The 12,401-nt window shown below is 46.8% G+C and carries 8 protein-coding genes; 6 read left to right on the plus strand and 2 right to left on the minus strand.

What is annotated here, in order from left to right; all coding sequences use genetic code 11:
• Window positions 1-21: 21 nt before the first annotated feature.
• The 3 genes from BMZ54_RS19970 to BMZ54_RS19980 all read left to right on the plus strand — a co-directional run bounded on the left by BMZ54_RS19970 (window position 22) and on the right by BMZ54_RS19980 (window position 6,746).
• Window positions 22-720, plus strand: a complete 699-nt coding sequence (locus BMZ54_RS19970) for an NADPH-dependent F420 reductase (RefSeq protein ID WP_262487616.1) — start codon at window positions 22-24, stop codon at window positions 718-720.
• A 144-nt stretch (window positions 721-864) separates the two neighbouring features.
• Window positions 865-1,644, plus strand: a complete 780-nt coding sequence (xth, locus tag BMZ54_RS19975; protein ID WP_089916114.1) for an exodeoxyribonuclease III — start codon at window positions 865-867, stop codon at window positions 1,642-1,644.
• 224 nt (window positions 1,645-1,868) lie between these two features.
• Window positions 1,869-6,746 carry a PKD domain-containing protein gene (locus BMZ54_RS19980; protein WP_238386631.1) on the plus strand — a complete coding sequence of 1,626 codons (4,878 nt, stop codon included), beginning with the start codon at window positions 1,869-1,871 and terminating at the stop codon, window positions 6,744-6,746.
• Window positions 6,747-6,759: 13 nt separating this feature from the next.
• Here BMZ54_RS19980 and BMZ54_RS19985 read toward each other — a convergent pair whose 3' ends face one another.
• Window positions 6,760-7,311, minus strand: coding sequence for a hypothetical protein (locus BMZ54_RS19985; protein ID WP_089916117.1), 552 nt, complete (start codon window positions 7,309-7,311; stop codon window positions 6,760-6,762).
• 228 nt (window positions 7,312-7,539) lie between these two features.
• Here BMZ54_RS19985 and BMZ54_RS19990 point away from each other — a divergent pair, with 228 nt between their 5' ends.
• The 3 genes from BMZ54_RS19990 to BMZ54_RS20000 all read left to right on the plus strand — a co-directional run bounded on the left by BMZ54_RS19990 (window position 7,540) and on the right by BMZ54_RS20000 (window position 11,406).
• Entirely contained in the window at window positions 7,540-10,170 is a 2,631-nt protein-coding gene (locus tag BMZ54_RS19990; RefSeq protein WP_089916125.1) for a sigma-54-dependent Fis family transcriptional regulator, read from the plus strand.
• 178 nt (window positions 10,171-10,348) lie between these two features.
• Window positions 10,349-11,107 (plus strand): SDR family oxidoreductase, encoded by a 759-nt coding sequence (locus BMZ54_RS19995; protein WP_089916128.1) that lies wholly within the window; start codon window positions 10,349-10,351, stop codon window positions 11,105-11,107.
• Window positions 11,108-11,148: 41 nt separating this feature from the next.
• On the plus strand, window positions 11,149-11,406 hold the full coding sequence (locus BMZ54_RS20000) for a hypothetical protein (protein WP_089916132.1): 258 nt from the start codon (window positions 11,149-11,151) through the stop codon (window positions 11,404-11,406).
• 82 nt (window positions 11,407-11,488) lie between these two features.
• Here BMZ54_RS20000 and ubiG read toward each other — a convergent pair whose 3' ends face one another.
• A complete protein-coding gene (gene ubiG, locus BMZ54_RS20005) occupies window positions 11,489-12,289 on the minus strand; it encodes a bifunctional 2-polyprenyl-6-hydroxyphenol methylase/3-demethylubiquinol 3-O-methyltransferase UbiG (protein ID WP_089916136.1) in 801 nt (266 codons plus the stop codon).
• Between the last annotated feature and the right edge of the window lie 112 nt (window positions 12,290-12,401).

The raw sequence follows: 12,401 nt of genomic DNA on the forward strand, positions 1-12,401 counted from the left end.
CTATCCAACAGGCGGAATTTTGTGTCTGAAAATTCATCTGTAAAACTTCAACTGAATTTTATGACACAGGAAAAAACATCGAAAAAGGTTGCGATCATTGGGCTGGGCAATATTGGCAAAATAGTAGCTGCTAACCTTGTAAAAGGCAAACGCCCTGTAATAGTGGCCGGCAGGGATCTTTCAAAAGCGCAGGAACTTGCCGGAAAGCTTGGAAGCCTGGCACAACCCATGGAAGTATCCGCTGCTATCCGGGAAGCGGATATTATTGTACTGGCAGTTTGGTTTACTACCATCAAAGAATTCCTGAACAAGTATGCAGCAGAGCTGCAGGGGAAAATTATTGTTGACCCATCTAATCCCATTGCTCCGGATGATAAAGGAGGATTCAAAAAAATTATCGGGGAAAAAGAATCCGCAGGCAGTATCCTTTCTGCGCTGCTGCCTGAAAATGCAAAGTTTGCCAAGGCGTTTGGAACCCTGAGCGCCGCTTCGCTTGAAAGCGCTGCTTTCCAGAAACCGGAAGCGGCCGTATTGTTCTATGCTACTGATGATACCAGTATTAATGCAGACATAGAGCAGCTGATCCGCGATAATGGTTTTGAGCCGGTACGTGTTGGTGGGATTGATCAATCCATCCGGGTAGAAGTGTTTGGCGATCTGCATGAATTTGGCGCGCTGGGCAAAACGGTTACGTTAGCGGAGGCAAAGGAAAAGGTTTAAATTAATAACCGGCGTATTGAAGGTACGTTCTCTAAACCTATGCCAAACAAACAGGATTGCAATAAATGAAAAAGCAGGGGAGGTGGCATACTATCTCCTCTGCCTTTTGGCTTGATTTTTATAGCTAAAATAAAAACCACCTGCATGAAAATTGCAACCTATAATGTTAATGGCGTAAATGGCCGGCTTCCTGTATTGCTCCGCTGGTTAAAAGAGGCGAAGCCAGACATCGCCTGTTTGCAGGAATTAAAAACATCTGACGAAAAGTTTCCGGAGCAAAGCCTTAAAGAAATTGGCTACAGCTCCATTTGGCATGGGCAGAAAAGCTGGAATGGCGTAGCTATTCTTACAAAGGATGGTTATGAGGTGGAAGAGATCGAAAAAGGACTTCCCGGGGATCCGGAAGATGTACAAAGCCGGTATATTGAGGCTAAGATCAATGGTGTTATTATTGCTTGCCTTTATCTTCCAAATGGAAACCCCGCACCGGGGTCAAAGTTTGATTATAAAATGACCTGGTTTAAACGGTTGCTTACAAAAGCAGGGCGGTTAATAAAATTGAATTTGCCGGTTGTATTGGTGGGGGATTATAATGTTGTGCCCACAGAAATGGATGCCCATAAGCCGGAACGCTGGGTGAATGATGCTGTTTTTTTTCCTGAGCCACGTGCTGCATTCCAAAAGTTATTAAAGCAGGGTTGGATAGATGCCATACGTGAGCTTTACCCGGATCAGAAAATGTTCACCTATTGGGACTATTTTGGTAACGCATTCAAAAGAGATGCCGGCATCCGTATGGATCACTTTTTATTATCCCCCGATCTGGGAAAGCGCCTGATTGCTGGCGGAATAGATAAGCATGTCAGAGCCTGGGAGAAAACAAGTGACCATGCTCCGGTTTGGATTGAAATTTCGGGTAAATAGGAGTAGCCGTTTGCGTAGTTAAACAGATATTCTTTTTATAACTTCCGGGATTCAGTCCTGTCATCGTCTTAAAGAGACGGAAGCTATGCCTCCTGTCGGTTAAATTTTATTATATATATATCCGGCTGACTTCCCGCCAATGCCTATACGAATGCACTTTTCAAAGGATTTTTCTAATTGGGATTTAGAATTTTTACTTACTTTTCCGGCGCGAACTGCCAGTTATGTCCCTAAATACCCAGGCAACCCGAAGCGTTGCTTTTACCTATGCTTTACTTTTTGTAATGCTTTTGCTGAATGTTGTTGCCCATGCGCAGGTAAAAGCTGATTTTACCCCCGGTAAAACCAGCGATTGCGAAAGCCTCATCACCAAATTCACTGATAACTCTACTGGTAACCCTGTTTCCTGGCAATGGAACCTGGGTAACGGCTTTACCTCTACGCAGCAAAGCCCCAGCGCTTCCTATACTGCTCCCGGCAACTATAAGGTAACGCTGACTGTGAAGGATGCTGCCGGCAATACCAGCACTACGGAAAAAACCGTTACCGTATGGGACAAACCCAAACCGGATTTCACCGCCAGCCCGGCTAAAGGTTGTATACCCTTTGACGTTACTTTCACAGACAGATCGGACCCGGTGAACGGCACTATTGCCACCTATAGCTGGGATTTCGGAGATGGCGCTACCGGCTCCGGCAGCAGTCCTGTGCATACTTATAATAATGTATTGTCGCCCGTTGTTAGCCTTACCATAACTAACAGTAACGGCTGTACGGCATCAAAACAGATCAGTAATATTGTGGATGCAGGAGCTACTCTGACCGCTAATTTCAATGTATCCGACAAATTCCTGTGCACCGCCCCTGGCGCACTGACGGTTACCAATACTTCCACGGGTCCTGGTACACTTACCTATAAATGGGATTTTGGCGATGGCGGCACTGCTTCAGGCGCTGCGCCCGGCCCGCATAACTATACTGCCAAAGGTGTTTATAAGGTAACGCTTACGGTTACCAGTGATAAAGGGTGTACCGCTACCAAAACATCTGAAGATATTAATGTGGCCAATTTTAAAACGGATTTTCAGCTGCCAGCCAGTATTTGCGAAAACAGTAACACCACTTTCAATGTGGCCAACAGTCCACAGGCCAACAACGTTACCTGGAGTGTTGACAAAGGATCCATCTACAGCTATGGTGCATCCTCTGCTAATTACTATCCTAACGGCGCCGGTACTGTAAAGGTGACCATGACGGCAGACTATGGCAAGTGCCAGGAGACCGTGACCAAGGATTTTGTTGTGAAACCTGCGCCGGTAGCAGATTTTGAGACCGGTCAGCAAGCTATCTGCGATGTGCCGGCCACCGTGCAGCTGACAGATAAATCGCAAGGCGCTACCAGCTGGAGCTGGGACTTTGGCAACGGGCAATCATCCAGCCAGCAAAATCCTTCCGTTACTTACAGGAACCTGGGATATTTCTATATAAGGCTCACAGCCGGCAATGCATCCGGCTGCTCCAGCAGCACAGAGCGTTATATATATGTACAAAAACCGGAGATCTATGCATACGCAAGTGTTAGTGAGGGCTGTGAAGGACTGACGCCTGTTTTTAACAGCTCTGTAAGTACTGGCGATGCCATCGCCAGCTATGAATGGGATTTTGGCGATGGCAGTTCCAAATCAACAGACGCCACACCATCACATACATATAACAAGGAAGGCACTTATCAGGTAACGCTTTCCTATACAACCACCAATGGCTGTAAAGGAACGGTGGGCCTGCATGCCATGAACACTATCCGGGTATATAAAAAGCCAACGCCTGACTTTTCATCCCCCGAAGCTCCCCAGATCTGCGGCAACAACTGGGTGCATTTCAACGGCACTACAGACGTCGGCAACTCCTGGACCTGGGATTTCGGCGATTACGATTACGGCTATGCACAGTTTACGGCGCATAGCTACAAGGAGCCCGGTACCTACACAGTAAAGCTGACCGTTTCAAATAACGGCTGTAGCGAATCGGTTACCAAAACGGCATACATTAAAGCTGTGAATCCTTTCCCGCGCTTTACCATGCAGGGTATTGACTGCGATCACCGTACGGAAGTGAGCTTTGATGAGCAGTCACTGGGCTCTGTTACCAGCTGGAAATGGAGCTGGGGAGACGGAAAGGAGAATGCATACACTACAAAAACAAGCCCTGTTAAGCACAAATATGACGGGTCAGGCGCGTACCTGGTAAAGCTGACTATCACAGACGGAACCTGTACCAGCTCCGACTCTATGAACATTAGTGTGATTGCGCCATCGCCTATTACTATTACCTCAGATAAAACAACGTTGTGCAGCAATGAAACGCTCAAAACCAGCGTAACGTCGATTGACAGATCTATATATAACTCGTACTTTACGTGGTTCTCTTCGGACGGCACACCCGGCGACTGGTACAATTACAATTATCAAAGCGCTACTTTTACAAACCTGAAACCCGGAAAGGACACCATCCGCTTTGTAGCGTACAATCTGAAGGGATGCCAGGACACCAGCAATGGAGTTGTTGTGGATGTACACGGGCCTTTGGCTGCATTCCTATCCCCGGATGTGCTGGAATGCCGGGGTACGGAGCTAACTTTTACGGACCAGACGGACGTTTCCAAAGGAAAGCCCATAAAGACCTGGAACTGGGATTTCGGTGATGGCAACCCTGCAAAGATCTTTACTGCGCCCCCTTTCAAATACACTTATAATAAGTCCGGTTATTATAATCCAAGGCTCACTGTTACAGACGAAGATGGCTGCGCCAGCTCTGCTGTTGGTTCCTACCTGCAGGTGAACGGGCCCAATGCGGATTTTGTGCCCAGCGCTGCACTGATACCGCCGGGTGGGGATGTATGGTTCTATAACTATACCACTGAAACGGGCGGTTATGCTACCTACCAATGGGATTTTGGCGATAATACATCCTCCACGGATAACAGCCCGTACAAGAACTATCCTGATAAAGGTGTATACACCGTGAAGCTGCTGGCGAAGGACGATAACGGCTGTATGGACAGCGCCCAGAAACAGATCAAGGTATCAAGCGTGAGCGCCGGTTTTACAGTTACTACTGAATTTGTGAATAACAGCGGCTGCCCGCCGGTGATAGCCCGTTTCACCAATACATCCGTTAACTACAGCAGCACCTATTGGGATTTTGGCGATGGCAGCTTTGCCACCATCAGCAATCCTTCTCATACTTACACCTACGCAGGTAAGTATAAAGTAAAGCTGAAAGTGGTGGGCGATGCTGATACTGAAGATGAGTATGAGCAGGAAGTAGAGGTGAAGGGCCCTTACGCCACTATCGCCACTTCCTCCAATGGCGGCTGCCTTACAAAAGAGATTGAGTTTAAGGTAAGCGCACAGGCTGCGGTTAATTTTGCCTGGGACTTTACGGATGGTATTGTTATGGAAACAACGGATTCCATCATCAAACATACTTTTAAAGATCCCGGCATTTACAAGCCCCGCCTCATTCTCTCAGACCAGGCAGGCTGTAAGGGTACCGCCTTCCTACAGGATCCCATCGTTATAGATAAGCTGGATGTACAGCTGGAATCTGTGCCGGCATTTGTGTGTGATGAAGGCTGGATCACTTTTGCGCCCAAATTCAACAGCTATTCTATTGACGAGCTGCACCAGGATGCGAAATACCAATGGACCTATGAGGCCGGGCTGCCTGCAGAAAATGATACCACTGCCACTCCACGTTTTTACCTGGATAAAATACAGGGATATAATTTCTCCCTTACCACTACTACCGCCTTCGGCTGTACGCAAAAGGTAAACAAAACGGTGTATGCCTATCCTAAGCCGGTAGCCGCTATTGCCGGGCCTTTGCAGGCCTGCCAGGATATGCCGGTAAGCTTTAGCGGTACAGTAAGTAAGGTAAATGACGTTAGCTGGAAATGGGATTTTGCCAATGGCAATACCGGCAATGTACAGCAACCTGCTAACCAGGCATACAACAAAACCGGCCCTGCTGAAGTGTTGCTTACCGTTACCAGCCAGGATGGCTGCAGTGATACAGTGCGCCACAACATTAACATACTGCCTGAACCGGTGATCAATGCAGCTGCCGCGTCTGAGGTTATATGCCTGGGCAACAGCACCACGCTAAGCGCCGGTGGCGGCATCACTTATGAATGGTCGCCGGCCCTGGACCTGAGCAATCCGCAGGCAGCTGATCCTGTGGCAGCTCCCAAAGTAAGCACTACCTACCAGGTGGCAGTAACGGATGCCAACGGCTGTAGTAATACAGATGAAGTAAGCATCCGCGTAGCGCAGCCATTTACCATACAAGCCACACCAGATACAGTAATGTGCCTGGGCCATGTGCTGCCCTTACGGGTATGGGGCGCGGATCATTATGTATGGAAAGGAGTGGGGCTGGATGATGCTGACAGCCCTTACCCGCATGCTACTATCAAAGCGCTGGGCAGCTACACCTATGAGGTAACCGGCTACGATGCGGACGGCTGCTTTACGCATGATACATCACTGACAGTAAGTGTGCACCCATCGCCCACAATCAATGCAGGCCTTGACCGCACGGGGATGGCGGGTGTGCCGGTAACACTGAGCGGGCAAGGCAGCTCGGATATTACAAAATGGAGCTGGACGCCGCCGGAATACCTGGATTGTGCTACCTGCGCCACACCGGTGGCCCTGCCTAACCTGACTACCAATTATACGGTGGAGGTAGAGAACCGTTATGGCTGCAAGGCTACGGATGACGTGCTGGTAAAGGTAACCTGCGACAAAGGCGCTGTGTTCCTGCCTACAGCCATTACGCCCAACGGGGACGGGAATAATGAATGGTTCTATCCCAAAGGACGCGGCATAAAAGAAGTGGCGTGGATGCGCATTTATGACCGGTGGGGCAGCCTGGTATTTGAAAAAACACATTTCCAGATCAACAATGCCACAGCAGGCTGGAACGGCATCTGGAAAGGCCGGGTAGCGCCCATTGGCAGCTACATATATGCGATAGAAACAGTATGCGGGGACGGTACTACTTTCCTGTTCAGGGGAGCGGTTACGGTGGTCCGGTAACTTATGACTGTTATTATCCGTTTAGCAATCGTTTATTTGACTGAGGGTAATCTTCTTTTTCGTATAAAAGGGGTTCCTCTTCAAAGTAATATTGGAACAATAGCATGAACAGCTGGTTTAACCTGCTCATTCTATCCTCCCTATTAGACCAGGAGACAGCCTGAAACAGCTTCAACGGCCTGCGTGTAATCCCGTCCAGACCGGGGAAATAAGAGCCAATTACCCACATCTCTGAATAAAACATCACTTTTCTTTCAGAAAGGGGAAGGTCTCGCACATTGGAATACACACCGCTGTTAGTATAGATCCGTGCCGGTATGATCACTTCAAAATCCCGTACATCATTCCATAAATAGAAATAGAAAGTTTCGTTATACTGCGAAATAATATCCTTGTAGCTTCCGTCTGAAAAAAGTCCCCAGTAAATAGTACGACCACTTAGATCAAAGCAGGAGGAATCCTCAAAACGTTGTGCCAGCAAATCACCGTAGACCTTTTCATAAGGTGCAGTATTTCCCTTTTCCTTTTGATGAAAAATACGTTGAATGAGATCTGTTGAATACATATTTAAAACTATAAGTAGCCTAAAATTCGATTTTAAAAAGTAAACTATCCTGATCCTGACGCCAATGTAGAAAATTATACCTGAGAATTTAAGGCATTTTTGCTTTTTTAAATATGTATTGGCTTTGGCATCTTCTCATCGTCCGGTGATGCCCCGAAACAGGGAGGTATTTAAAAACCAGCCAGGCCAAAACTTTCATTATCAAGCTGTATTTTATAACTTGCTTTCATGAAAAGCGCTAAACCTTCTGTATCTGAAATGCCAGCTGATTCCGCGGGCACTCTTGAACGGACAAGAAAGCTGCTATCAGAGCTGGGGGATGATATCACCAAGGTCCGGGATAAGAACGACCTGCTGATCCTTTTCAAAAAACGGATCAAAGGCTTATATCATCTTACGCATACAATTGTTACCCTGATCGACTACAAAGACGAAACATATGTTCCTTTCCTGCTGGATAATGAAGCTTCTGCCATCCGGTCGCATCCAAGGTACCAGGAAATGGTACACTCCCGTTTTTCGTTGAACGAACCGGTGATCCAGGCTGTATTGCAGGCAGATGGCCCGATCTCTTTTTTGCTGGAGGAGATCATGGACCTGCCGGACAGTCCCGCTTTTTTCCGCGTTAATTATGAAAAAGGCGTAAGAGAAATTCTGATGACGCGGCTCATGAAAGAAGGGAAGCCCATGGGCTTTATTCATATTTATTCTGATAAACCCGGCAGCTTTAGCAGCGAGTTCAGAGATGTTATGAAAGATATTGCACCGCAGCTGTCGGGCGCTGTATCTAATATCATAAAAAATGAGGAGCTGCTTAACAAGGAAAAAGAGAAGTCGTTCCTGCTTGATTTCAGCAGCGATATTGCAACGGTAAGAACGAAAGAAGAACTTGCCCGTGCCGTTCGCGCTGCAATCAGTAAGCTGAATCAGAAGAGTGGCTACGTTATCCGCAGGATCAATGATGATAATGCATCCATGAGCCCGTATGTCTATGACCTGGGTGCATGGCAGCACGATCAAAAAATAGTGAGCGCCCTGGAAAAAGCCAGGTATCCTATTAACGACGGGATCCAGAACCGTGTGCTGAATAGCCCAATTCCTTTATTGTTTAATGTAGACAGGGAAATACAACGCGGCATTGCCGCACCTTACCTGCAAAGCTGGAAGGCCATGGGATTCCAAAACTTTTTAGGCATCCGGCTGCGCAATGCGGAAACGAATCATGGCATTTTGTTCCTGGATATTGAAGAGATCAATGTTCCGCTGCTGCAGGGCATTTGTTCACAAATATCCATTGCCCTGGCCAATATCATGGCCAATGAGCAGATCAGTAAAAAACAGGAGGAGCAGGCCTTTCTGCTGGATTTCGGAAAAGATATTACGCAGGCAAGAACAAAGCAGGACCTGCAGAACGCTGTTTTCAGGGTGCTGGATAAAACCATGCATACAAAGCTGGCCATGATCCGGGTGATAGATGATGATGGTTTCCACCTGTCTCCGTTTATGCATGACAGGACCTTGTTTGAAAAGGCAAAAGTGGATTTCGATAAAATGTCCGTCAACAAGATCACCATTGAAGAAACCTATACTGCGCAGGTACTCGCCAGCAAGGAAGGATTGATGTTTAATGTGGAGGAAGAGTTTAAGAGCGGTACTGCATATGCAAAACTATGGAAGACCACCGGGTTAAGGAATGTATACGCCCTGCCACTGCGGGCAGGTGACAAAAATATAGGCACCATCTGGCTGCTGGCTGACCGGCTGAGTAAGCTGATGCTGCAGGGAATTTGCTCACAGATCTCTCTTGCCATTGCCAATATACAGGCTGCTGAAAAACTGCTGGCCTATAAAAAGCAGCTGGAAGTAGAAAATGATTACCTGAAAGAGCAGATCAAAACCATTTATAATTTTTCAGAGATTGTAGGCAGCGGTGAGGAAATGCAGAAAGTATACCGCCTGATCTCGCTGGTAGCAGATTCCAACAGCACTGTACTGTTATTGGGCGAAACCGGTACCGGCAAAGAGCTGATCGCACGGGCTATTCACAATGCATCGCCCCGCAGGGATAAGCTGATGGTGAAGGTCAATTGCGCTGCATTGCCGGCAAATCTTATAGAAAGTGAATTGTTTGGCCATGAAAGAGGAGCTTTTACCGGGGCCATTGACCGGCGCATTGGTAAATTTGAGCTGGGCAATAATAGTACGCTGTTCCTGGATGAAATTGGGGAACTGCCATTGGAAGCACAGTCAAAATTATTACGTGTAATACAGGAGCGCGAGCTGGAACGGTTAGGCGGCAAGCATACCATAAAAATTGATGTACGGCTGATTGCAGCCACCAACCGCAACCTGGAAGAAGAGGTAAAAGCCGGCCGTTTTCGTGCGGATCTGTATTTCCGTTTGAATGTATTTCCTATTCACCTGCCTCCCTTACGTGAACGGTCAGAAGATATTGAAGCGCTGACTCATTTTTTTGTACAGAAGTACAGCCGGAACAGCGGCCGTAAGATCAGGAAAGTGGCGCCTAAAGTAATACAGCAATTACGCAGCTACACCTGGCCGGGCAATGTAAGAGAGCTGGAGCATTTAATAGAGCGCAGCATATTACTGGCAACCAACGGCACACTGGATGATGTATATATACCTCAGCATACCGGTGCTGACAAACAGGAACCGGCATATCTTTTAAATCGTTCACTGGAAGAAGTTGAACGCAGTTACATTATTGAAGTACTGAAACGTTGTGCGGGCAAGATCTCAGGCGCCGGTAGCGCTGCAGAAATATTGAAGATCCCGGGTAATACATTGCACTCTAAAATGAAAAAATTAGGCATCAGCAAGAGCGATTATTTTGCGTGAGCAACCCTCCTTCATAACCCCTTCTGTTCTCCCTTTATATGGTGATGGATCTTGTGCTTTCACGAAATACAGTGAAAAATAACAGGCTTGTATTTACTTATCTTATTGGTTATCAATTGACTTAGGTTCCTGGCATTTGGTTGGCTTTTTACGGTTATCACAATTAAAATAAAAAATTATGAAAATCGTAGTTATCGGAGGCTCCGGCCTCATTGGCAGCAAAGTAGTTGCAAACCTTCGTCAGAGCGGGCACCAGGTAATTGCAGCTTCTCCGGCAACAGGTATTAATACCATCACCGGAGAGGGATTAGCAGAAGCCATGAAAGATACCGATGTGGTTATTGACCTGGCTAACTCTCCGTCATTTGAAGATAAAGCGGTGCTGGAATTTTTTCAGACAGCGGGCCGTAATTTACTGGCAGCAGAGATCAATGCCGGCGTAAAACATCATGTTGCGCTTTCTATTGTTGGCGTTGACATTATGCAGAACATCGGTTACATGCGGGCCAAAATAGCACAGGAAGAGCTGATCAAACAATCGGGCGTGCCCTATACCATTATCCGCAGCACCCAGTTCTTTGAATTCCTGAAAGGTATCGCCGATCAGGCCACAAACGGAAGCGAAGTACATCTTTCTGATGTAAAGTTCCAGCCCATTGCTTCAGATGATGTAGCCGCCTTTGTAAGCAAATATGCCCAGGCAGCTCCTGTTAATGGTAAGGTAGAAATAGCCGGCCCCGAACGTTTTGACATGTATGAAGTGGTGGCTCGCTATCTGCAGCACATCAATGATCCGCGCAAAGTAGTGTCAGACGGCAAGCCAACCTACTATGGAGGAGAAATTACACATACTGCATTAGTACCCGCCGGGGAGGCAGCATTAGGAACCATCAACTTTGAAAAATGGTGCAGCAGCCAGCCACAACCGGTAGCCTAACGGCAAACGACAGTTGATCAACCACAAAAAAATTTAATCATATGAAAAACTATGAATCGCTTGATAATGCTTTGTCAGACCTCAGGGAAAAAGGTTATGAAGATGATTTTACAACGCAAACTTCTTGTTTGTATTGCAGTGACCTGGATATGAGACTTGATCCGGAAGATTTTCATGTGGATGAGATTGACCGGGTTGATGGAAATTCCAATCAGGGTAATGGTAAGATGCTCTATGCAATTTCATCCTCTGCCGGCGTAAAAGGTACAATTGTGGTAGATGGAGATAGCGCTGCATGAGGACACTACCATTAATTACAAAGGCTGCATTTCATGCGGCCTTTGTAGTTTTTCCGGGATCTGCCGGCAAGCAGGATGCCTGCTATTTCTTCACAGCATATCCTGCATATAGAATATTCATATCATTGCTCTCCACCAGCCGGAGGTTTTTTCCCAGGTCTTCGTAGGTCCATTCCCCTTTGACCCGCTTCCTCAAATAACGTAGCATTTTTGGGATAGAGATATTAGGTTGTGAGCCTTTGTGTTCTGCCCATTTAAAACCATTTCGAGCCAAAAGGAGTTTGATCTCGTCCGGTTTAATGAACATTTTCCATACATGCAGGTTAGGCGGCATGAATGCCCAGTGCTTCCATTCCTGCCAGATCTTTATTGCAACCAGCTTGCTTATGAAAGTACGGTTAAGCGTATCATAGAAGAAAATACCACCGGGTCTCAGCACTCTTGAGATTTCGGATATTACTTTAGGCAGGTCCCTTACATGTTCCAGTACATCACAGCAAAAAACGCAGTCAAATGATTGATCCGGATAGGGCAATTGCTCCCCCGTGCCTTTTTCATATTTTATATCCAGCCCGCTGGTAGCAGCATGGTTCCGGGCTGTTTGCAGGGAGTTGTCTGAGGGATCAATGCCAGTGGTGGTAAATCCCATTTTGCAGATCTCTTCGGTTAGGATGCCTCCGCCACAGCCTACTTCCAGCGCGGTTTTGCCCGTGGGTATAATGCCCAGCTTTTTAATGATGCCGGCTGAATAGCCTACTCTCCATGGATTAATGGAGGTTTTTAAAAGATGTAAAATGCTGTCCGGCTTCCACCAGATATCTCCGTCCGCGTTGTAAAAGTTATTGTCAATCCTGCCATAGACGTTTTGGTTTGTTTTTTCCATGATCTAATGTTTTGGGGTGTGTTGGTATTATGGGGCTTATTGAATGTACCCCATTTTTTGAAAAGCAAGGCGAAAAATATACCCTTTTTTTCCGGATCCGCTCCCCCTGTAT

This window comes from Chitinophaga rupis (assembly GCF_900109685.1).
GTDB lineage: Bacteria > Bacteroidota > Bacteroidia > Chitinophagales > Chitinophagaceae > Chitinophaga > Chitinophaga rupis.

Coding starts and splice junctions, on each gene's coding strand:
- xth (WP_089916114.1), top strand. CDS start 865: ATGAAAATTGCAACCTATAATGTTAATGGCGTAAATGGCCGGCTTCCT.
- BMZ54_RS19980 (WP_238386631.1), top strand. CDS start 1,869: ATGTCCCTAAATACCCAGGCAACCCGAAGCGTTGCTTTTACCTATGCT.
- BMZ54_RS19985 (WP_089916117.1), bottom strand. CDS start 7,311: ATGTATTCAACAGATCTCATTCAACGTATTTTTCATCAAAAGGAAAAG.
- BMZ54_RS19990 (WP_089916125.1), top strand. CDS start 7,540: ATGAAAAGCGCTAAACCTTCTGTATCTGAAATGCCAGCTGATTCCGCG.
- BMZ54_RS19995 (WP_089916128.1), top strand. CDS start 10,349: ATGAAAATCGTAGTTATCGGAGGCTCCGGCCTCATTGGCAGCAAAGTA.
- BMZ54_RS20000 (WP_089916132.1), top strand. CDS start 11,149: ATGAAAAACTATGAATCGCTTGATAATGCTTTGTCAGACCTCAGGGAA.
- ubiG (WP_089916136.1), bottom strand. CDS start 12,289: ATGGAAAAAACAAACCAAAACGTCTATGGCAGGATTGACAATAACTTT.